Source organism: Siphonobacter curvatus, assembly GCF_002943425.1.
Classification (GTDB): domain Bacteria; phylum Bacteroidota; class Bacteroidia; order Cytophagales; family Spirosomataceae; genus Siphonobacter; species Siphonobacter curvatus.
The window spans coordinates 35,716-56,506 of record NZ_PTRA01000002.1 but is presented as its reverse complement, the minus strand read 5'-3'; the positions used below and the strand labels follow the sequence as shown (position 1 = coordinate 56,506).

Genomic DNA, 20,791 nt, shown 5'->3' with positions numbered 1-20,791 from the left:
CTGTTCAAAAAGCGGACATTTAAACTGAAATTCTAAAGGGAAGAATGTACTATCGTTCGGTTAGGTACTGTTCCGCTATAGCGACCAAAGGCGGACCAGGCTGATGTACATTTCTGAAAATGTGTGATGGGATACGGCAGCCTACTGACTCGTTGTTGAAAAAGTGTTCATAGGTAGAGTAAAATGAATGGTTTGGTGTTTGAATGGATAAATCGTGTGGCTCTGTAACGAAGCTTAAGTCAAATATAGAAGACGTCTTACCGTTTGATGCGTAGCGTTTTTGTAGCTTTTGATACAATTTTCACTTCTTCCGCTAGGCGGCCATTTTTGTATCAATTTGCGTAGGGATTATGCAAAATTTGGTAAGCTCTTACGCTTTACTTTTCTAATTCTTCAGCAAAATCACCCGCTTCTTTCAAATTAAAAAGATCATTTTTGTGCATTTAGCCATACAGTATTCTGTACAAAAGAATATGTTCCAAATGATATAGCTATTTTCTGTCGCTTCGGATATGTTAGAATTGTATTACTATTAGTGAATCTTTGAGATAGATGATTTTCGTCTTTCAACGAATTTTACCAATAGGCTTTGTTCAGAAATTGACAAAAATGAAGCTTCACTAGAACGGATACGTTCTAAAGCAGACGGAGTTCATTTGCTTGGATAACGACAATCAATATACGTTAAAGTTTCTGCGATTTAAAAGTCTTCGAGAGGTTCGTTTGCTAGGGGTTTCTGAAGCGTATGCTAGGGCAACGGTTTCCTCTTTATTTCAACGGGTGAAGACGTTTAATCGTAACGTATCAAGCAGCATGAACAAGCAGGAGAAATTTCTACAGCCCAGCTACCTCTAGTATACTACCTAAGCCATTACCGGTAAAAATACACGTGCTCTATTCCTTCACATTATATCGTTTTGATAGTTATGAAACCACTACTGTTTCGGGTACCCAGTGTGGATCAGCGGTCCTTCCGCATTCAGGTAGACGACGGCTCTGCCTTCTATGCTCAGTTGCATTTTCACCCCGAAGTACAATTGACCTTAATTGAACGGGGCGAGGGGACGCTGATCGTAGGGGATCGGATTGATCATTTTCAGCCCTATGATGTCTTGTTGCTGGGCAGTAACTTACCCCACGTACTTCGGAGCATTCCTCCTGGCGGTCAGGAACAGGATCGGGTTACTTCCACCAATCTGTTTTTTCTGACCGAGGCCATCGAGCAGCACTGGATGCAATTTCCGGAAGTCATGCATCTGCAACAACTTCTCCACGAGGCCAAGTACGGGGTGCGACTTCGCTGTCAGGAAGACAATGCTCTGCTGGAAGAATTTCGGAAGTTACCCCAACAGCGGCCCTTCCATCAGTTTTTGTTCTTACTGAAGATTCTTGATAAACTGGTCAACGACGAAGCTCGGGAGATTTTGTCACGAACTTCTTACGGACGTCCCAGTCGTCCGAATGATCATTTTCGACTGGAGCGGGTGTTTTCCTTTCTCTTACAAAACTACGCCTCGCCCATTGCCCTGGAAGACGTGGCGAATGTCGCCAACCTTACCCCAGGGGCGTTTTGCCGCTTTTTCCGCCAGCATACGCGAAAAACGTTCTCTCATTTGCTCAATGAAATCCGAATTGAGAACGCCTGCCGATTACTCCGGGAGTCCAACGAACCCATGAGTCAGATTGCCGAGTCCTGCGGGTACACCAACATGTCGAATTTCAATCGGCAGTTTAAACAAATCGTTGGTATGCCCCCGAGTCAGTACGTTCGTACGTATCGGATGTAGTGAGATTGGTACAGAGCAATAGTTTCATTAGGTTGCCTTCAACAGACTTGATTTCGTCCCGTAAATCCGGCTGGGTAGTAGTCCACGTGACTTACATACCGGTAATTCCCTTGGGTGCCTCACCAAGACTGAGTATTGCATGAGGGGCCATCCCATAACGGTAACCGCCAGATTCAGGCCACTGCGTTGCAGCTGTCAGAGGTCGTTCAGTTGCTTCATGGTATAGCCGCCCTATGGAATGACTTATAGGCGGGAGAGGTTTTCTCTTCTATCCCTAGGTGATGCTTGGGCATTTTTAGTTTTAGACCAGTTACTCTGAAGGCGGCATCCATTCTGGTTCTATTCTATGCCCGGCATGAGATGCGTATGGTCTCAAAGAACAGCAGCGTCTGCGGAACGAAAAAACGGCCTATTAGTGTAGAAAAGGTGGGGCAGGAGTTCTAGGCCGAGTGCTTGATAAAGTTCAAAAACGGCCTTGGTTAAGGCCAGCAGCGGATCAAGTAGAAACAAGAGGTGGACTGGACGCTTACTGACCTCTTCCTGAGCTATGGCCCTAGCTAGCCAGTTTGCCAGCTCTGGCTTTGTTGTTAGGTCGGCTCAATAGTTCAGATCAAAGAAAGCCTCCAAAGTGGGGTGGCCAATCACTGAGTAGGCAAGGTGGGCGACGGCTCGCTCTCCGTTAGTGGTTTACTTTTCAGGAAATCATTGCCTCCAATATGATTTGCTGGTAATAAATCAACTAACTAGCTCTAAGTAGCAGCACATTGCTCAAAGTAGTGTACGAGCGTGGAAGCGAGTGCCTGGCAGTGATAACCCTCAGGGTTGCCCTTTAAATCCCCGGAGAGGAGCTCCCAAAGCAGAAAGCGGCATTCGGGGAGTCGGTAGCCGCCCCAGAAGCTTTCCATAAAGGCCCTGGGATCCTGTTTTTCCGTCTCATCCAGCCAGACGGGTAAGCGGTCCGAATCAATGTAGGTCGTTTTTCGCATGGTAAAAAAGAGGCGTTTTTAAAACCATGAAGGAAAGCTAGTCAGGCGGGCGTTTCTAAACTATGCCAGTAGGGGATAGTTTAGAAGCCGATAATGCGTAATTTAGCTACGTAGAAGTCTTTCACCCACCATAGCTACCTTTGCCATGCAACCAACGAAAAGTCACATGCCTATTCACCACGGAAGAAATGTCAAACGGTTTCGGGAGATGCTCGGCCTCAAGCAGGAGGGCCTGGCCTATGAGCTAGGCGAGGAGTGGACTCAGAAGCGGGTTTCACTTTTGGAGCAGAAGGAAGTCATTGAGCAGGAGCTCTTGGAGCAGATTGCTCAGGTATTGAAAGTACCCGCCGAAGCCATCAAAAACTTTGATGAACAAGCTGTTATTAATATGATAGCTGATACTATTAATAACAGTGATCAATCTGGTTCAATATTCTATAATCCTACCTTCAATCCAATTGACAAAGTACTTGAGTTAGTAGAAGAGAACAAAAAGCTGTATGAAAGGCTGTTAGAGTCAGAGAAAGAAAAGGTAGCACTTTTAAAGGAAGTCCTATATCAAACCAAATGATGGACCTATTTATTAAATAGGTCCATCATTTGGTTTTCAGTAAACATTATGTATCAAATTTATATAAATTATGTGAGTCGGTCTCTATTCTGGTGACAACGTCCGGTTGCTATTCAAGCGGCCGTTGATGTGTTCTTAAAAAATAGAGCAGAAGAGGTCAGGCGGTTCACTGATATTGAGTCGGGCCGAAAGAATGACCGCTCCGAGCTTCAGGCCGCCATCGCGTATTGTAAAGCTCATCGAGCCGTTTTTCTCATTGCCAAACTAGACCGTCTCACTCGTATGTTTCTTTCGTATTTACCTTTCGGGATGCGGGCGTGGAATTTGTCTTCGTGGATATGCCCGAGGCTAATACCCTGACCATCGGCATGATGGCTACGACGGCTCAGTACGAACGGGAGCTGATTGCAGAGCGAACCCGGCTTGCTCTGGCTGAAAAAAGAAGCGAGGCGAGAGGCTGGGAAATCCTCTGAAACTAACGGAGGAAAGCAGGCGTAAAGGTCGAATCGTTCAGCAGACCAACGCAAATAACCGCAAAGCCGGACTTCTTGCCGAGTCGCTTCGCAAGGGCGGACACAGCTGGGCTGAGATCACCCGGATCTTTAATGCTAATGGCTTCTTAACTTGCCGAGGAAAAGCGTTTACCATTAAACAGGTCCAACGGGTGGTCAAGCTATTAGAAAGGGGATCGGAAACGCAGTTATGCCTTTACTCTTCTGTATAAACGTTTTGAATAAAGGATTGAGTTGATTGAATCGATTGACATTTTAGTCGGAGATGCTAAAGGCCAAAGTTACTCATAGCTACTGCTTAAAAACACTCATTAGAAGTTCATCTGGAAAAAGTTATCTTGAATACAGATATCTCCCTACTTAGGAGGAATTAACATAAGGATTGATTCTACAACAGAAAAGAATGAAAGCTGCTTTACTCGACATACCATTCCAGCAAGATCCGCAGAGCGATTTAGTGATCAATATGGGGAAAGGCATTTGTGAAGTAACCTTTCAACTATGGGATCTAGCGGATCAAGAGATCGAAGGGTATACAGGTAAAGTCAGTTTTGACCATGGTTGGGCCTGTGAATATGTAGGAATAGAAACCTACCCCTATTCAGAACTGAAAGTACGATGCTCGTCCGAGGTGTTCCTTTGGAAAATAACTCAATCGGGCTGGTTTCATGAGAAGATCAACCAGCGAAAAAGAGCTTACCCGACTTGGCTTGACTGGGACAAAAGAGAATACCATCATTATTTGATAGAGGGACGCAACGATTATATTCAACTAATTGCAAGTAGTTTCAGTATCAGTAGTTACCCTAGTTCAACATAAAATTATATAACAAGAGAAGTGGTCAGAAGAAGTATCTGAATAATTAAGGCTATGAAGCTGTCTCCTTCCTATTTCACTTTATGTAAACTTTTGGTCGTATGATTTTTCATGATCTAATCCCTTATCTACTTGATCCTGATAGACTTGAATCCCTCTATGAACCATATACCCTGAATAAAGAGGCTGAATACATACTAGTGTATGCAATTGAAGACTTAACTCTTGATGCCGAAATCGTCTTTTTCGATCCTGAAGAAACTGATGACTATTTAACCTTTGAGAAGGATGGGGTAAAATACGTTCAATTTTTTTCCATTGATCATGCGATTGACTTGCTAGATCAGCTGGAGCTTAGAGGTAAACCTATTAAACAGATAGCTAAAAGGCTTTTGAAGTATAGGATCTATGATGCTTAACTACATCCTCCAAGATTTAACACATACAAATAGTAACGTATTATAAACGACCCGCTAGAGTATGTAAAATCGCTTATTGCAGGTAGAGCAAGTAGATCATCTGATAGACAGGCGGCTCTGATTTACGGTATCGTATTGCTTATGACCATTGCCGTAGCCTGGTGTACGTGTCATTACAACTAGCAGCAGGATATGGAAAAGTGATTTATTAGCAAGCCAGTAATGAAGGGGCGAAATTATTACTATCAGCTGATATAGGAATATTAGCATAAATACCCGAAATATCAGGAGTTTTCCGGGTTATGATGATCAAGGATTTTGGAAGAAATTTAAATAATTATGGTTAATAGAAACAAATTTAATGCTAATTAAAGGCTTATCTCACAATCGATATGATGAATTAGGATTAACTTTGTCAGGATCTTTATAAAAGAATCAGTGAAGTGGTGCAGTAAAAATGATAAAAAAAAGATACTCCCAATTTTACCAATACTTCTATTAGTTCTTATCGAAGTATTTACACTCATCAATGTCTATATTTTTAAAAATGGAGAGTTAGATACTGAACAATATATAGCTATTTTGTGCCTAGTATTTAATATCTTAACTTATATGAAAAGTTATGGAATAGGTGTATTATTAACAGGAATTATATTAGTACTAGCTACCTTTAATATAAGGTGTTTTTTTACTGTTATTAAATATAACAGGTTGTCTTTTTTTGTTAAAATAAATAATGAAAAGAGTCAAATAAGCACTCCTGAGTTTCATGCAGAAACTTTATTTATATTTATGCTCTATATAGTATTAAACTACAAAATATGGTATAATATTATTAGAAAAATTAAAAATTTATCTTTTTAATGGTATTTATTAGTAATAAACAGAATTATTCTTCTGAATTTGGGGGTATTCTATTTACCGAGATAAATATCTATACAATATTATTGACAGTCAATTGATAAGAATTGACACTTTATTGTATAGCAGTTTAATGCATTACCATATTATAAATCTGATATATAAAGCCTCAGTAAAAAATACTAGAAGCAAGAAACGAAATCATTATTAATAAAGCTATTCCTGCTCTTCAAGAGAAAGGTTTTGAAAAATCACCTTTTTCAACAGCTTGGTTCGGCAAAAATGAATTTGGCGGGTATTCATACGAATTGTGTAGAGTATCTTCTGAATCTTTATTATATAATTTTTATCTATGATTTTTGTTCGTAAGATTTTATAAAGGATGCTCTTTAGTTTTTGGTAAGAAATCGTATAGATTTAAACATGTTCAATATTTCAATCTGTATATCACTATCTATATTTGAAACAGACATACTTAGCTTGTTACCAAAAGAATCCACTTTATAAAAATGAATAGACATTCTTCCTTGACCAGAATTTTTAGGAATACCTATTTTAGCTCTTTTATCATCTATATCTTCATAATAATAGTATTCTTTTAAATACAGTCCTTGATCTTGATCGATTTGAGGTCTTATTGATACAACGGCTCCTGGAACGTATTCTATACCTAGAGAGTCTAGTTCTCTTGCCATGGCAAGAGATATTACAGGGATAACTTCTTCAAATGGGTCAGAATATCTTCCATAATCAATACGAATAGTATCATTTTTAGAAGTAATTATATTGCCCGCTGCTGAATCCATACCTTCTTGCTGATTAAATGTCCATCTGCTAGGAATGTCAAGTTGTATGTAATCGAAGATTACAGTCCTATTTATTGACGGTTTACAAGAGGCCAAGATCAGTAGTAGATAAATTAAATAAGTATGAATAGTAGCTCTATGAAAATTCATATGAGAATGAGGTTAATAGATGAAATTAACTTTTGCATTCTTCAGAGGATCATTCAAGTAACTTAAAATAGAAAATAGGTCATCTAATACATAAGCAAATATCGTATTTTTATCTTCGTCTATAGCGACTTATTATGGAAGATACCATCAAATATAGAGTCGGGACGATGGTCAAAGACCCACGCTCGATGACCAAGCAGGAAAGAGCCAACTGACAGAAACAACTACTTGACAAGGCAAAGGCTTACTTGTTTTCAATCAATCAACCCTTAGTATATGCCCGTGAAGACGGGCACACCGTAGCCGAGTATAAGAATGGAACGGTCCTCATGATTCGATGAATATTTATGTCATTGCAGGCCCGCCCGGAGTTGGAAAAAGTACCAACGCCGTCAACTTTATTCCGGAGCATGTTCCCATTATCGATCAGGATCTGGCCGGCTATCAGTATAAAAAACAAGGCTTTTCGGATTACAAAGATCTGGCTTCGGTTAGTGCAAATCAGAAAATCAGGAGTCAACTCTTCGCTAGCGAGGATTTTGCCTTAGAATTGAATCTGGGCCTTCAGTCCCACTAGGATTACCTGAACTCAATTGCGGCCTTTGATCGATCCAATCCCATTCGCCTAATATTGTTCTTTACCGATCAAGTGCAGCTATGTCTGGACCGGGCTAGTCTTCTTTTCCTGAGTGGTGGCCATGTAGTAAAGCCGCAGATCATTCACGAGATGTGCTAGGCTACTGTGCCCTTGCCCCTCGCTTATCAAAGCATGTTTACTAGCGTTCGTATCATCAACGTCGATAATTTAGAAATAGGCGAAGTACTCAGCAGTGAAGAGTTTGTACCAGCTTGGGTTATAGACCATGGCTTAAAGCAGAATTTAGCTTATCTAGGTAAAATGAATAAAGGCTCCCTTAATCAAGCATTCTTAAACATTTATTTGCAAATGTTAATATATTATAAAATTTAATAATGGGTTAGTAATTTCGTAAAATCATTCCTTGTATTAACATATTGATGTCATGGCACTTGTCATTTTTCCGTTCTTAGTTTTAATATCATTTGTCGTAATCTATTCAATTATAGAATCCTTGAAAATAATCAAGACAAATAAAATATCTGAGAAGAACTTGGCTGTAGCCCTATTTATATCATTAGGCCTCTATATAGTTATCATAATAAGTTATTGGGGTGAAAGCAGAACTTGGATATTCAATCCCTACTTTAAAATTCCAACGCTAGTGATACTCGTTCCTTTTATTATTAAGTCCATATTAAACAAGAGTAAAAATATTTCTTTAGTAGCTCTTACAGATACTTTAACAGTAAGCATAGCCTTGAACGGAATTATTGGGATATTGTTCCCAAGTATAAGTTTTGAAATACTTGATTTTATGAGCATAGAAAAATATTATTGATAGTTGTAAAGCATGAATAGTCATCTTTTGTAAAACGTTATAAAGCTTACTTATAAAATAATTTGTTCATCCTAGCTAGTAATACCTTATTAAAGTCAAGTTGAAGTAGAAATATCAAACACTTTCAGTAAAAAGCAGTCCTAATATCAGCCCTATATTACCAGAGTAAGTAGTATAGGAAACGCCCTGATAGCAGTGTTTTAAATTGACGTAGTCTAGATTTAGTAAGAAAGATTCCGCTTAATATGTTAGTTATTAGTTGGAAGAACAGAAATGTAGTCCAATAGTACATAGCTGTTTTATAAGTGTCTATATGTTGAATAAGGATTTCCACCAGTTTTTTTTCTCGACTGCAATAAATTCATCTTCGCCATAATAATATCTGAGATAGCTTCCTCCATTGAGCCTACCTGAATCTAGATCCAAAGTAAAAGTCACCCATTCCTTGGGCTTACTTCTGGAATCATAACTATAGCCATGTACTATTCTTCCTTGGTAGCTTAAATCTTTGATGGCAGATTCACCTCTTACGTCAGATTCTGTCGTTTCAGAAACTAGTTTGTTAACCAGTTCTTCTCCTTTGGAATTAATAACGATAAGGGAACCACATTCGACTATAACAACTTCAGAGCTATCGATCCGCAGTGCTTTGGTTATACTATAGCCAAAGAAACTAAGGGGTTTGAACTGATTCCGATTCATCGCATAGCCCATACCGCCAGCGATTACTAGTATTACATCTGTCTGAGGAAATTCAAATACCTGATAAAAAGAAGTAGCGCCTAAAGTGAAGTTAGCCACCCAACTTTCTTCAGAAGAAGTAAAAAAACGTACGACAAATCCTTCGCTATAAGGATTGTTGCTCCTCGTATCATTGGGAGTGAGGGGTATATACATTGGACCGTAGGGAGGAAGGCTTGGTAATATTTCATATTGCTTTTTCATAGGGCTCGAACTGATGTATAATCTGTATTATGTTAAGTATTCCCTATTAGGTATGAGTAAAGATCAAGAAAGATCTTTCAGTAAGTGTTTGATATAGGCATCCGTCACCGTTTCTCGCTCCGACTTAGCATAAATCGAAAGTAGATAGACTGATTCACTTGTGATGCGTACATAGGTAATCAGACGGCCACCCCCGCTTTTGCCTTTACTCTTGATTGCTAAACGAACCTTATAGCAATTCTTAAAGACTTCACTTCCTTGGGTAGGGTTTTCCTGTAAGGACTGGCCCAGAGCCCATAAGTCTTCCTTGATGGGAGGGACTTTTTTAAATCCTTTCTCGAAGTTTGGCGTCAGAATGATTTTTATAGTTCATCTAAGAAGCTATCTAAGGTTCTAATGAGCAGACTTCCTTTTTCGATTCGCTGCATTGCTTCGTAGCCAGTCTTGATGCTCTCAGTCCTAGTAAAGGCTTCCAGCTTTTTAGACACTTCCTGCCACTCTTTTAAGGGGAGGTGAACGACAGTTACCTTTCCCTGAGTATTGGAGACATATTTTACGTTCATGACTATACGTATAAAACAAATAGTTAGCTACTGATACCAAAGTTAAAGAAACGTTTGTTTGATTCTTGCCATTGCCCTAAAAACTAATCCAGTCAGCAACTACATCCAATGCACATGCATAGAGATAGCCTACCACCCTAACCTAGCTTATTGAGATTCACGGCTTTCAGATGACTATAGAATATTAGGTTAATCCACTGTCATTTAAAAGATTAGAGTCAAACGATGGGTTTCGTGTAACATTAAAACCATTACATTTTTCTCGTCATATAAATTGTAATACCATTACACATTGCCTTCTACGAAATCAAATTACAGTTAATCAAACTTGAGATGAGGTTCCTGTAAAGGAATATAGGTTCTGTTTACAATGAATAGGTACAAATTAAAAGGCTGAAGAAAGTACGTGTGCATCTGGCAACGGGCCAGGTTCGGGTTAAAAAAATCGTTTGTTGTGCCGATGCCGGAACCATTATTAGTTCTAAAATCGCTGCCAGTCAGATGATTGGAGGAGCAAGGGGCGGGATAGGCATGGCACTCACTGAAAATGCCGTGATCGATCACCGTTTTGGCCGCTATGTAACGAAAGACTGGGCAGATTACTACGTACCCGTTCATGCCGACGTAACAACATTGACGTTTATTTTGTCAACAAGCCTGATCTACTGGCTGATCCGGTCGGAAGTAAAGGAATAGGTGAAATTGCCATCATCTGCGTCGCAACAGCGATCGCTAATGCTATCTTCAATGCAACAGGCAAGCGAATCAGAAAATTGCCTATAACATTAGACAAGTTAGTTTAGACTTACCATTGATTGATAGAGTAAACGCTGGTAAAGCCCTTCGAGTACATGTTCCCAAATGGCTTTACCAGCGTTTACAGATTAACGTTAAAGAATGAGTTGGCTGAGATACTCTCCGATGAAAACTAAAGAGCCAGTAGTCACCCGTAACCAAGTAACAAGAATTCTGTCCCTATCCATGAGCTTACTTAAGCCGGATCGGGACCCGCATGAGCAATCATCGCCTCAATATCAATACCTAATAGGTTGATGGGCGCGTACCCAAGTTGACTCACCAGCTCGTAAACATCCAGGGCTACATTAGTTTTGGCGTTGCCTGAGTTAGGCTTATCGGAGGTGCCCGGGACCCTTAAATCAGGTGCGATACTGGATAACCCTGGCAGTTAGTTAGTAAATGCTTTTATTCCTAAGAAGAGAAAACAGAAAAGAATAGATTCGAAAAGTATATCATGAGTTCAGTAATGGTGCTTTGCATAAAATATACCTCTCATTTATAACCTTTGCTAGTTATTCGTATTGTTTAATGATAAGGTAGATAAACCAGGTATACGTATGAAATAAGGATTTGAGATGTTTGGTGTACCATCATTTTAAGATATAAAGGAAGCTTGGTAGGCAGCTACGTAGTAACTCAGCCTACATTGGCCCCATTTTTTTATTGAATAAATACGGGTCTCAAACATTTAAAAATTTATAGTTAAATCAACGTTATAGCTGACCTAACTAGCGAAAGTTAGATAAAGGCAAGAACGCATACGATGATTTGAAATGATGAACAAGGTATTGAGAGAAAGGACTAGATGATTCACATCTAAATCCGAGTGAGATCATGTTTCATACCATACGTATTTAAACCATGGAAGTAAATAACATTTCAAGACGCAATCTGGTCAAAGGGCTGGGGGCTACGGTATCAACTCTTGCTATCAGTGCCCCACTTAGTGCAAAAAATACGATGACGAACGCTGCTATTACTGAAGCAATCCCCCTGGAGGATCCCAGATCAAAATATCCTCAACCCCCTTACTCAAAACAGTCTCAGCCGCACCCAGGGTTGGCCTCTCGTATGAGTCCCGTACCCGATCATGGCGAAAAGTCTTACAAGGGAAACAATAGACTGGCGGGGCGTAAGGCCCTGATCACTGGCGGTGACTCAGGAATTGGTAGAGCTGCTGCGATAGCTTATGCCCGGGAAGGGGCCGATGTGGCGATTAATTTTCTTCCTGCCGAGGAAAGCGATGCCAAAGAAGTTATTGCCTTAATCCGTGCTGAAGGAAGAAAAGCGGTTGCTGTACCCGGTGATATTACAGACAAAGAATTCTGTAAAAAGCTAGTGGACGAAACGGTTAACCAGTTGGGAGGTTTGGACATTCTTGTCAATAATGCAGGTTATCAGAAGAGCAATCTGTCCATTTTGGATATTAGTGACGAGAGTTTTGATGCCACTATGAAAACGAATATCTATGCTCTGTTCTGGATCACGAAAGCGGCCCTTTCGCATCTAAAACCGGGATCCTGTATTATCGCTACTACTTCGGTACAAGCCTATGACCCGTCAGAAAACCTTTTTGATTATGCCCAGACGAAAGCTGCCAATGTTGCTTATGTAAAGTCCTTGGCAAAACAATTAGGACCAAAAGGTATCCGAGTAAATGGTGTAGCTCCGGGGCCAGTTTGGACACCGTTGCAGGTGTGTGGTGGTCAAGAACAGGAGAAATTAGTCAAATTTGGCGGCGATACCCCACTAGGCCGTGCGGGTCAGCCGGCAGAGTTAGCTTCAATTTTTGTTCAATTAGCAGATAATGCGGGCAGTTATTCGACAGGACAGATTTTTGGAGCAGCGGGTGGGGGTGGTCATCCCTAATGATTACTAGTACGATACTCAAGTCTTCAAGGCGATGACAGCAATCAAATCTTTGGTGTGTAATACGTTGGATCGGTTTTATAAATGCATGAATTGCTTGGTATAACTGGTCTTTGATAAAAACAGGGAGCCCGATTTTCAATCGGGCTCCCTGTTTTTATCAAAGACCAGCGGCGAAGAGTAGATACGATTGAAATAAGTTTTGATTTATTTATACATCGATTGAATCTGAGCTTGCGTCAACTGGATTGAGGGTTTAAAGGCAGCATAGTTTAAATAGAGCGTTAAATTATGCTGAAACTGCCTGACTACCGGACGTTCGCTCAGGTTAATAGAAATTCCAAAGTAGCAAAAATTGAGTTGTCCATGCCCTACGTTCGCCTCAAAACACGAGCTAAATTTCTGTTGTTGACGAAGTAGTCAATTTGCGGGAATTTATTAATGCTCTATAGATGATCAGGTAGTTAGGTTTTAAATACATAAAGTAATAAATGAGCTCAAAATTCGATTACGCAAAAAGATGATTGCAATAAAAAAGAGACTCTTTTAACCATGTAGTCTTCTTTTGGTTGATTTGACTACAACGTTAAGAAGGGTAGTGGCCTGCATTAGAAGCTTTTTAGGGTATGGTTTACTGTCTTGTTATTGGCCCTGAAATTGGCAATTTAACGGTCTTTCGCTTATTTCGCCACCAGAGTAAAAAGCCCGTTACGGATAGTAAACCTGGCGTTAAGCCAACAATTACGTACAGGATTTTCACGGGCCAGCCGCCGTAATTGCCCACGTGCAAAGGAAAAAAAGTGCCCTCTATCCGCTCGCCTAGCGGTTTTTCTGACAAGCGATGTATAAAAATTATTTCACCCGTCTGCTGATTGATTTTTACAGAATTTCCATTACCCCAGCCTTTCCATTGATTTTTAGTATAGCCCCGAACTTCAAATGTTCGGGTGGGTTGCGTTGGCAAATACACGTAGGTAGGGTCCAGGCCGGGGAAAGCCAACAAGGCCTGTTGCAACAGCCGGTCGGGCGATACGGAGAGAAGCGTATTGGGTTTCGTGGGAATCGTTTCTGACCGCCAGCTTTTGGCCTGAAACGCAAACAGATTCATCCAGAAGCCCGTAAAGAAAATGACCGCGTTAAGCAGTAAGGACCAGACTCCAACCACGCGGTGGAGGTCTGAGCTGATCGTACGCCAGTTTTTTCGGTTGATTTTTACTCGAAAAGTCAGGACTCTCCAGATCATTTTTCGGTACACCACCACACCCGTCAGCAGGGATACCAGCATGGTGAGACCAAACACCGCCGTTAGGGCCGCTCCCGGAATCCCTAACTGAAAGCTGAAGTGGAATTGCAGTAACCACTCGATGAAACTGGGTGTGAAATCAGCCGATGGCCCTTCCCGCAGAATGGCTCCGGTGTAGGGATCGAAAGAGATCAGGGCCAGATCGTAGGTAAAGAGACGTGTATCATTGAAATAGAGTCTGAAATTATACGCCTCGGTGGGGCTTGCATCGGGGTTGAGCCAGGCAATCCCGTCCAGATTGGGATACCGACGGGTGATCGTGTCGTAACACTGCTGCAAGGGCGAGGAGCGAGTACCCTGGGGCGTTACCTGCAACAGTTCCCGGTTAGCCCAGGTGTCCAGTTCGTGTCGGAATACCAGAATCGAACCGCTTAATCCCAATACAAGCAGAAAAAGACCACTGATCAGTCCCAGCCAGCTGTGGACTTTAAAGAGCCTTCGCGTCAATTTTACTTTTCCCATAACTGGTAAAATTCAAAGAATAGGGGTGCTCATTTTTTTAGCCAACGGGTATGCATCCATCCGGGCTTCCAGCCAGAAACCCGGATGGACACGTTTACCACAACTGATAACCAAGTCCGATTCGTACGTTGAATGGATCACCTAATCCACCCGTGGTGGTACTCGACCGACTTCCGGTGAAGTAGTGTCTATTCGTTAGATTGTAGGCATTGATTTGAAGCGAATACCGACTTTTTTGGTACGAAACAGCGGCGTCGAAAACGGTGTAGGCTGGGAAAATGAAGTTCTGGTTGCTCAACAGGCCCACCTGATCGCTCACGTAGCGAACCCCCGCCGCAATCCCCCATCCTTTCAGTACGGGAATCGATGGCGTGTACTTCGCCCAGAAATTGGCAAGGTGTCGGGGGGCGTTGGCAAAACGGTCCCCCTTTTTTCCGTAGCTACTCGTACTGATTAACACGTGGTCATTGAAGGCGTACCCGGCAATCAGACTCAGGTTTTTTAAATGACCAGCTAAAGAAACTTCCGCCCCCCGACTGCGGGTGCCGTCAATGGCTGCCTGACGGTGAGAGTTTTCTTCCGTTGGAGCCGCCGTCAGAATATTGGCATAATTGATTTGATACAGGGAAAGGGTGACCGAAATCCGTTCATTAAATAGATCCGCTTTTGAACCGAGTTCATACTGCGTCGCTTTCCGAGTGGGAAAGGGACCGCCAGCCCGCACGTTGTTCGACGTCTGGGGATTGAATGACTTGACGTAAGTCCCGTAAAGGGATACCTGGGGCAGCGGTAGGTACACCAGACCTACTCGCGGAATCCAGCCCGAAGCCTGTAGGGCATCGCCCTGCTTGTTGTCGCGATCCGAAAGCGGGGTTTCTTTCCCATTGTAGCTATCGTACCGTAAAGAGAGTAGCACTTTGAGTCTTTCCCCCAAACTAACCTGATCCTGTAAATAGGCACCTACCAGGTTAGTCACGCGTCGGTTATCGTCGGACTCTTCGGCGGGTGTCGAAGCGGAAGGTACGCTATTCGAATAATCCGGATGGAAAATAGAAATGCGGGTAGAAAGCTTGTATTGATAGTCATTCTGCGTCCAGCCGTAGCGGTTGTAATCCGTACCGCCCATCAGTTGATGACCGATAGCCCCCGTTTTTGCCGTATAGCTAACAAAAGCTGTGGTTTGCAGACTGAAGCGGTCCGTTTCCCAATCCTGATACGCCCGGCTGATTGAATCATTTCGGATTCTTCCCAGCGGGATATGGTCGGTATAGTCGAGCACATTCCGAACGGCCCGTTCCACTAGGGTCAATTTAAGTTTGTTGCTGAATTGGTGGTTAAAGGTTAAAGTCGCAGAGGCGTTATCGGTGCGGCCGTAATCCGTCGGGCTTTGAATGGTCAGATGATTCGGGTAGCGGTTGAAATCAAAGGTACCGTCGGATCGCGTATAGATATAACTACCGTTGTCGTATTGCTGAACGGACTTCTGATGAGCGTAATTCAGCTCTAACGCTAATGATGTACGATCGCTGAAAAGATAGGTGAGGGAAGGAGCGATGAAAAGATTCTCTTTGTCCTGGTAATCCCGAAAACTCTTCGATCGATCGTAGCCGATAATGGCCCGGTATAAAAGCTTTTGGTTTCGGGACAGCGGACCCGTGAAGTCAACCGAGGCTCGCCGAAACGCCCAGCTGCCCAGCGATACATCGATACTCGCCCGTTTCTCGGCCAGGGGTTGCTTCGTGATAAAGTTGATGACGCCACCCGGGGAGCCTTCGCTAAACAAAGCTCCCGAAGGACCGCGAAGCAGTTCGACCGATTCGATGTTATACAAAAGCGGTTGCTGACTCCAGAGAAACAGGTTGCCACGAACGCCGTTATAGAGCAAAAAGCTGGCATCATTGGGTGAATAGGCCGTAAAGCCCCGGATTTGAAAGGACCCGTTGCCATTATTGGCTTTCATGCCCGTAAAGGCACTGGAAATTTCATTGAGCGTAAAGGCCTGTCGGTCCCGCAGGATTGCCGAAGAAACCACCTGCACGGACTGAGGCGTTTCCAGGAGCGGTACATCCATCCGCGTCGCGGTGGAGGATTGGAGTACCTGATACGCGTTTCGGGAGGTGCTGACCACGACTTCTTTCAATTCCTGTCGGCTCTCGGAGAGCTGAAGGTTTAGAAAGGGATTTTTTCCAGCAACGATCCGGATGTGCTGGGTATAAGCCGTGTAGCCAACGTTGGATACGACGAGTACATACGTTCCCGCCGGAATGGAGGAAAGGTTGAATAGCCCTTCCGCATCGGTGGTGGTACCGAACCCCGTGTTTTGCAAGGTAACCGAAGCCCCGGCGACGGCTTCATGCTGGAAGGTGACGATACGACCTTTAAGACTTCCCAGGTCCGACTGGGCGTGGGACGTAATGCTTAGAAACAGGCACAGAAAAAGAAGTAAATGGGGTTTCATGAATAGATGAGAAAGGGGATCGATTCATTCGCAGGGTGTACGAATGAAATCCTCCCGTAGAATTCAAAGGGAGAGTAACAGAAGGAACTTACCTTACACAGATACAGGAAGTTCCGAAGCTTCTTCGACAAGGGCATTAACCAGCGATCAGCGTGGAATCGTCGGTTTTGAGAAAAACCGTGAATCCTCTACAGCCATTCCAAGCTGTACTGCAGATCAGTATTTGCAAAAGACGGTTAATGGATTAACCATCAGTAGGTTACAATCCAATACAAAAGCGTTGGACTGAAAACCGACAACAGCAAACTAAAAAAATGCCCTTACGCAAAGAAAGAAAGAAGCTTGGGAGGACGAAAGATGCCCGTGGGTAGACTGGAAGGAAAGAAACACGCGTACGCCGGAGCGGATACGGCCTGCCAGAGAACGTAAGCGGAGGGTTTGAATGAAATGGCGAGTTCGGAAAGCTCAGCAGGCATTTCAAGCAGTTGGGATAAAAAGCGTTGGCTGGCCTGTTTTTCCTCGGATTCCTGCGTAGCTTTTAGTTTTTTAGCCAGATAACAGGTACCATCGCAGTGCAATTCCGGACGAGATCGATTCTCGCACAGGTACGTTTTGATGTACTCCTGACGCAGGCTGAAATCCAGAAAAACCATCGGCACCACCAACGTCCTCACCAGCAAAAGGCCGGTCAGAAAGACAACGCTAATGGATTTGATGAAAGGAGGCATGGCGGCAAAGGTAAGGCCCGCGTTCGGGTTATTTCCAAAAAAAAGGGTCCGACTTTTGAAAATTTTCCCTGAAACCCACCTCACGGTTTAGCCTAAACGTGTACGAAATACTTAGGGAATGAAACTTTGAATATGGGTAATCGGGCATGGATCTGCCGCCTAGCCGCTGCCGTTATACGGGTCTTCAAAACGGATGGTTGAGGAAAATAACCCGTCTTCGAATACAAACCGGAAAGGACTGTTATACATTTAATCCATGATTCATACCTTTTGGATCGTCCGTTTACGAATTTTCCTCCGTTTCAAATGTCTAAGGTTATATTAATTACAGGGGCTTCTTCGGGGTTAGGGGAGCAAATCGCAACGTATTTGGCTTGTAAAGGGTATCAGGTCTATGGAACGTCCCGATCCATTGAAAGTCAGACCAAGCCATTCAAAACACTGAATATGGACGTTTGTGATTCGATGAGTATCCAAAACGCCCTGGAGCGGATTTTGAAGGAATCGGGTCGTCTGGATGTGCTCATCAATAATGCCGGACTGGGCATTGCCGCTCCCCTGGAGTACTTGCCCATCGATGAATTTCAACGCGTGATGGATACAAACCTGATGGGAAGTTTACGTACCATTCAGGCCGTTTTGCCTACCATGCGAAAGCAGCAAAAAGGGTATATCATCAACATCTCATCCATTGCCGCCGAAGCGGGACTGCCTTTTCGAGGGGGCTACAGTGCCTCAAAATCGGCTCTGGATCGCCTGACCGAAACGTTACGGCTGGAGCTGACTACGTATGGCGTGCAGGTTTGCTCCATCCAACCCGGCGGCGTGAAGACCGATATCAACAAGAATCGGGTCAAGGCAAAACTGGCGGATGACAATATTTACAAACAGGATTTTGATCGTACGTACCAGATGATTGACGAAAGTGTTGATCAGGGCATCAGTGCCGATGTGTTTGGACCCTTGGTAGGTTCCATCATTGAAAGTCCAAGCGTAAAGCGAATCTACCGGGTTGGGAAACCGCTTGAAAAACTCTCGGTCCTGCTGAAACGAATCCTGCCCGAATCGACCTACGAACGGATGATACGAAATCATTACAAACTTTAGGTTCGTATGCCGAAGGGTTTACGTTTTAGCGTAGCGTTATTAGTAGGATCATCGTATAAAAATGGGCTAAAGATTCCCTCTCACTTGTATACGCTTGCTATTTTGTTTCACAGAAAAACCATTCGGTTTGAAGCGTTGTATCTTGTGTTGTTAAATGAATACTTTGGTTCAGTAGAAGACGAACAAGGAGCGTATTACAAGTTAAACGCCAGATACTTACCAGCTTGAACGAATCATGAGCACAATCTTACGTATTGCAGAATGCATCGGTTTTCCAGCAGGTTTGATCGCTTATGAAGCACAACAAACGGTTTGATACACGCCTGAGTGGTTTGAAATGAGAAGATATACATACGGATTATTCGCCCTTTTCTGCCTCTTATCCACGTCCGCCTACAGTCAGTTCGGGCTGTATGTGCACGGGGTGGGTACGAAGTCCTCATGGCAGGATGAAAAGTTCAGCTACGGCGTCGGAGCTGCCGCGAAAGTACAATTAGGCAAAGTAGCCATTGGTGCTGCGGCCAAATACCTGACGATGCCCAGCCTTAGCTCTACCCAGTCATCATTCCAGCAAAGAAATACAGTGGTTCCGTTAACGGGTTTAATCGAGTACTCGTTTACCCGGGGAGTCATTCGCCCGTACCTGGGTGTAGAGGCGGGTAAGTACCAAATCAAAAGCCGGATTACCAGCCAGAATGAGCGTGAACTCACCCATGGCAGTGATCGGTTTGGCGTGGCCCCGAAACTGGGAATCGTCGTATCGCTGATCGGGATTGGGGTGTTTGCCGAAGGTAGCTATCACCGGATTATGGGCAGTGATCAGGAGGTAATTAGCCCTGGTTCTACGGTTGTCTGGGTAAACCCAAACGCATTCTGGACCGTTAACATTGGTCTTAAGTTTGGATTGCTTTAAAGAAAACAGCTAAGGGCAACAGCTCATAAGGAAGATGTACCCATCGCATCAGTCTTTTTGACGTAAAACGCAAGAAATGCCATGCGATGGGTACCGCTATTTCTAGCCTTTCTTAGTTCAGGAAAGCTTTCAGGGCTTTTGTGGGTTTGCCATCAGCTCCCCAGGCACTCAACGCGTAGTGACTCCAGCTTTTTGCTCCCTGCGGTACCCAGTAAAAAACGCCTAATCCTTTTCCATTCGGTACAGCTCGAACCGTATCCAGTACGGCAACCAGCATAGTGTATGTGTTGTCAACGGCCGTATTTTCACCGCCCACTTCGGTAATGATCACCTCCTTGCCGTACTGGGTTACCAGATCCGTTAGGTTTTTCTGCAGATCCTGAATCGATTCGGTATAATCCTGTTTTAGCCAGTAGGGGTAATAGGAGAGACCAATGACATCGTATTGGGCTCCGTGGGCGTTGATGCCATCAAAAAAATCCTTAAAGTAGGCTTTATCATTCCTCCGATCCAGGTGAACGATCACTTTAGAAGAAGGACTCACCTTTTTCACCGCCTGGTAGCCACTAGTAATGAAACGGGCCAATTGCGGATAATGATCCGTACTGCCTTCGGGCCGCAGCATGCCCCCACGAATTTCGTTACCAATCTGTACCCATTCCGGACGCACCCCCGCTTGTCGCAAGGCCTGCATCATCTCCAGGGTGTGGTCGTAGACATCCTGGTTTAACTGCTCGACGGAATGATGAGCCCAGGCGGCGGGTTTCACCTGTTTGCCCGGATCCGCCCAGGAATCGCTGTAGTGAAAATCAATCATAATCCGAAAGCCCATTCCCAGGGCTCGTTTTGACATCGCTACCACTTCTTCCTTCCGGCAATGACCATTTATTTTATCATCATTGGGATTCACGAACACGCGTAAACGAATGGAGTTGATGCTGTGATCCCGGAGAATCGCAAGACAATCCCGCGGATTCCCTGCTCATTGTAAAAAACATAACCCGTGGCTTCCATCTGCTGAAGCCAGCCCACATCAGCCCCTTTCGCAAAAGATTGGGCCTGTATACTACCCGCAGCCAACAGCGAAAACACCAGGTAAAAGAAGAAAAGCGGATTAAGGTAAGGTTTCATACGTAGCGAGAAAAGGAAGCGTAATTCGCAACAAGGATGATTAAATTTTTTTAATCCCTGCTCGTCTGGAGAGGTTATTTCTACATATAAAAGAATTGCTACCCAAGAAAAAGGTAGCCGTATGCCTGACTGATTTTTACGAATGCGTACGAACGACATCTTACGATATACTACCGCAGTTTATATA

Annotated in this window: 19 protein-coding genes and 1 pseudogene; 12 read left to right on the top strand and 8 right to left on the bottom strand. The window is 43.4% G+C overall.

Annotated features, from left to right (window positions below; genetic code table 11):
• Positions 1 to 926 precede the first annotated feature (926 nt).
• Positions 927 to 1,787, top strand: coding sequence for a helix-turn-helix transcriptional regulator (locus C5O19_RS15605; protein ID WP_104714250.1), 861 nt, complete (start codon positions 927 to 929; stop codon positions 1,785 to 1,787).
• Between the two features lie 749 nt (positions 1,788 to 2,536).
• Here C5O19_RS15605 and C5O19_RS15600 read toward each other — a convergent pair.
• A complete protein-coding gene (locus tag C5O19_RS15600; protein WP_104714248.1) occupies positions 2,537 to 2,773 on the bottom strand; it encodes a hypothetical protein in 237 nt (78 codons plus the stop codon).
• A 166-nt stretch (positions 2,774 to 2,939) separates the two neighbouring features.
• Here C5O19_RS15600 and C5O19_RS15595 point away from each other — a divergent pair, with 166 nt between their 5' ends.
• The 4 genes and pseudogenes from C5O19_RS15595 to C5O19_RS15575 all read left to right on the top strand — a co-directional run bounded on the left by C5O19_RS15595 (position 2,940) and on the right by C5O19_RS15575 (position 5,092).
• Positions 2,940 to 3,344, top strand: a complete 405-nt coding sequence (locus C5O19_RS15595) for a helix-turn-helix domain-containing protein (protein WP_104714247.1) — start codon at positions 2,940 to 2,942, stop codon at positions 3,342 to 3,344.
• 129 nt (positions 3,345 to 3,473) lie between these two features.
• A pseudogene (locus tag C5O19_RS15590) lies at positions 3,474 to 3,817 on the top strand (recombinase family protein).
• 442 nt (positions 3,818 to 4,259) lie between these two features.
• Positions 4,260 to 4,676, top strand: a complete 417-nt coding sequence (locus C5O19_RS15580) for a hypothetical protein (RefSeq protein WP_104714241.1) — start codon at positions 4,260 to 4,262, stop codon at positions 4,674 to 4,676.
• 98 nt (positions 4,677 to 4,774) lie between these two features.
• Positions 4,775 to 5,092 carry a hypothetical protein gene (locus C5O19_RS15575; protein ID WP_104714238.1) on the top strand — a complete coding sequence of 106 codons (318 nt, stop codon included), beginning with the start codon at positions 4,775 to 4,777 and terminating at the stop codon, positions 5,090 to 5,092.
• 1,250 nt (positions 5,093 to 6,342) lie between these two features.
• On the opposite strand, the gene C5O19_RS15565 is transcribed toward C5O19_RS15575, so the two are convergent.
• The gene (locus tag C5O19_RS15565; RefSeq protein WP_133163377.1) at positions 6,343 to 6,759 is read right to left on the bottom strand and encodes a hypothetical protein; all 417 of its coding nucleotides are present in this window, start codon (positions 6,757 to 6,759) and stop codon (positions 6,343 to 6,345) included.
• Between the two features lie 487 nt (positions 6,760 to 7,246).
• On the opposite strand from C5O19_RS15565, the gene C5O19_RS15560 reads away from it, so the two are divergent.
• Both C5O19_RS15560 and C5O19_RS15550 read left to right on the top strand, forming a co-directional pair.
• Positions 7,247 to 7,486, top strand: coding sequence for a hypothetical protein (locus C5O19_RS15560; protein WP_104714230.1), 240 nt, complete (start codon positions 7,247 to 7,249; stop codon positions 7,484 to 7,486).
• 445 nt (positions 7,487 to 7,931) lie between these two features.
• The gene (locus tag C5O19_RS15550; RefSeq protein ID WP_104714225.1) at positions 7,932 to 8,327 is read left to right on the top strand and encodes a hypothetical protein; all 396 of its coding nucleotides are present in this window, start codon (positions 7,932 to 7,934) and stop codon (positions 8,325 to 8,327) included.
• Between the two features lie 309 nt (positions 8,328 to 8,636).
• Here C5O19_RS15550 and C5O19_RS15545 read toward each other — a convergent pair whose 3' ends face one another.
• On the bottom strand, positions 8,637 to 9,272 hold the full coding sequence (locus C5O19_RS15545) for a hypothetical protein (protein ID WP_104714223.1): 636 nt from the start codon (positions 9,270 to 9,272) through the stop codon (positions 8,637 to 8,639).
• Positions 9,273 to 10,243: 971 nt separating this feature from the next.
• On the opposite strand from C5O19_RS15545, the gene C5O19_RS15530 reads away from it, so the two are divergent.
• From C5O19_RS15530 to C5O19_RS26380, 3 genes are all read left to right on the top strand, one after another.
• Positions 10,244 to 10,531: a molybdopterin cofactor-binding domain-containing protein gene (locus tag C5O19_RS15530; protein WP_243406414.1), complete on the top strand. Its 288-nt coding sequence runs from the start codon at positions 10,244 to 10,246 to the stop codon at positions 10,529 to 10,531.
• Between the two features lie 1,062 nt (positions 10,532 to 11,593).
• Positions 11,594 to 12,502 carry an SDR family oxidoreductase gene (locus C5O19_RS15525; protein ID WP_394341791.1) on the top strand — a complete coding sequence of 303 codons (909 nt, stop codon included), beginning with the start codon at positions 11,594 to 11,596 and terminating at the stop codon, positions 12,500 to 12,502.
• Positions 12,503 to 12,793: 291 nt separating this feature from the next.
• A complete protein-coding gene (locus tag C5O19_RS26380; protein ID WP_262509728.1) occupies positions 12,794 to 12,922 on the top strand; it encodes a hypothetical protein in 129 nt (42 codons plus the stop codon).
• Between the two features lie 211 nt (positions 12,923 to 13,133).
• On the opposite strand, the gene C5O19_RS15520 is transcribed toward C5O19_RS26380, so the two are convergent.
• The 3 genes from C5O19_RS15520 to C5O19_RS15510 form a co-directional block, all read right to left on the bottom strand.
• Positions 13,134 to 14,267 carry a PepSY-associated TM helix domain-containing protein gene (locus C5O19_RS15520; protein WP_104714217.1) on the bottom strand — a complete coding sequence of 378 codons (1,134 nt, stop codon included), beginning with the start codon at positions 14,265 to 14,267 and terminating at the stop codon, positions 13,134 to 13,136.
• Positions 14,268 to 14,361: 94 nt separating this feature from the next.
• On the bottom strand, positions 14,362 to 16,725 hold the full coding sequence (locus tag C5O19_RS15515) for a TonB-dependent receptor (protein WP_104714214.1): 2,364 nt from the start codon (positions 16,723 to 16,725) through the stop codon (positions 14,362 to 14,364).
• Positions 16,726 to 17,045: 320 nt separating this feature from the next.
• A complete protein-coding gene (locus C5O19_RS15510; protein WP_133163376.1) occupies positions 17,046 to 17,453 on the bottom strand; it encodes a hypothetical protein in 408 nt (135 codons plus the stop codon).
• Positions 17,454 to 17,759: 306 nt separating this feature from the next.
• On the opposite strand from C5O19_RS15510, the gene C5O19_RS15505 reads away from it, so the two are divergent.
• A complete protein-coding gene (locus C5O19_RS15505; protein WP_104714600.1) occupies positions 17,760 to 18,560 on the top strand; it encodes an SDR family oxidoreductase in 801 nt (266 codons plus the stop codon).
• 337 nt (positions 18,561 to 18,897) lie between these two features.
• Entirely contained in the window at positions 18,898 to 19,473 is a 576-nt protein-coding gene (locus C5O19_RS15500; RefSeq protein ID WP_108724064.1) for an outer membrane beta-barrel protein, read from the top strand.
• 112 nt (positions 19,474 to 19,585) lie between these two features.
• On the opposite strand, the gene C5O19_RS15495 is transcribed toward C5O19_RS15500, so the two are convergent.
• Both C5O19_RS15495 and C5O19_RS26295 read right to left on the bottom strand, forming a co-directional pair.
• Positions 19,586 to 20,401 carry a glycoside hydrolase family 53 protein gene (locus C5O19_RS15495; protein WP_243406427.1) on the bottom strand — a complete coding sequence of 272 codons (816 nt, stop codon included), beginning with the start codon at positions 20,399 to 20,401 and terminating at the stop codon, positions 19,586 to 19,588.
• The gene (locus C5O19_RS26295; protein ID WP_243406413.1) at positions 20,380 to 20,604 is read right to left on the bottom strand and encodes a hypothetical protein; all 225 of its coding nucleotides are present in this window, start codon (positions 20,602 to 20,604) and stop codon (positions 20,380 to 20,382) included. Before C5O19_RS26295 ends, C5O19_RS15495 begins: the two co-directional genes overlap by 22 nt.
• Between the last annotated feature and the right edge of the window lie 187 nt (positions 20,605 to 20,791).

What these genes read in the sequence shown, in the direction of transcription:
- C5O19_RS15600 (WP_104714248.1), bottom strand. Translation starts at nt 2,773, where the DNA reads ATGCGAAAAACGACCTACATTGATTCGGACCGCTTACCCGTCTGGCTG.
- C5O19_RS15515 (WP_104714214.1), bottom strand. Translation starts at nt 16,725, where the DNA reads ATGAAACCCCATTTACTTCTTTTTCTGTGCCTGTTTCTAAGCATTACG.
- C5O19_RS26295 (WP_243406413.1), bottom strand. Translation starts at nt 20,604, where the DNA reads ATGAAACCTTACCTTAATCCGCTTTTCTTCTTTTACCTGGTGTTTTCG.
- C5O19_RS15525 (WP_394341791.1), top strand. Translation starts at nt 11,594, where the DNA reads ATGACGAACGCTGCTATTACTGAAGCAATCCCCCTGGAGGATCCCAGA.
- C5O19_RS15510 (WP_133163376.1), bottom strand. Translation starts at nt 17,453, where the DNA reads ATGCCTCCTTTCATCAAATCCATTAGCGTTGTCTTTCTGACCGGCCTT.
- C5O19_RS15595 (WP_104714247.1), top strand. Translation starts at nt 2,940, where the DNA reads ATGCCTATTCACCACGGAAGAAATGTCAAACGGTTTCGGGAGATGCTC.
- C5O19_RS15575 (WP_104714238.1), top strand. Translation starts at nt 4,775, where the DNA reads ATGATTTTTCATGATCTAATCCCTTATCTACTTGATCCTGATAGACTT.
- C5O19_RS26380 (WP_262509728.1), top strand. Translation starts at nt 12,794, where the DNA reads ATGCTGAAACTGCCTGACTACCGGACGTTCGCTCAGGTTAATAGAAAT.
- C5O19_RS15520 (WP_104714217.1), bottom strand. Translation starts at nt 14,267, where the DNA reads ATGGGAAAAGTAAAATTGACGCGAAGGCTCTTTAAAGTCCACAGCTGG.
- C5O19_RS15545 (WP_104714223.1), bottom strand. Translation starts at nt 9,272, where the DNA reads ATGAAAAAGCAATATGAAATATTACCAAGCCTTCCTCCCTACGGTCCA.
- C5O19_RS15560 (WP_104714230.1), top strand. Translation starts at nt 7,247, where the DNA reads ATGAATATTTATGTCATTGCAGGCCCGCCCGGAGTTGGAAAAAGTACC.
- C5O19_RS15550 (WP_104714225.1), top strand. Translation starts at nt 7,932, where the DNA reads ATGGCACTTGTCATTTTTCCGTTCTTAGTTTTAATATCATTTGTCGTA.
- C5O19_RS15580 (WP_104714241.1), top strand. Translation starts at nt 4,260, where the DNA reads ATGAAAGCTGCTTTACTCGACATACCATTCCAGCAAGATCCGCAGAGC.
- C5O19_RS15500 (WP_108724064.1), top strand. Translation starts at nt 18,898, where the DNA reads ATGAGAAGATATACATACGGATTATTCGCCCTTTTCTGCCTCTTATCC.
- C5O19_RS15505 (WP_104714600.1), top strand. Translation starts at nt 17,760, where the DNA reads ATGTCTAAGGTTATATTAATTACAGGGGCTTCTTCGGGGTTAGGGGAG.
- C5O19_RS15605 (WP_104714250.1), top strand. Translation starts at nt 927, where the DNA reads ATGAAACCACTACTGTTTCGGGTACCCAGTGTGGATCAGCGGTCCTTC.
- C5O19_RS15565 (WP_133163377.1), bottom strand. Translation starts at nt 6,759, where the DNA reads ATGGATTCAGCAGCGGGCAATATAATTACTTCTAAAAATGATACTATT.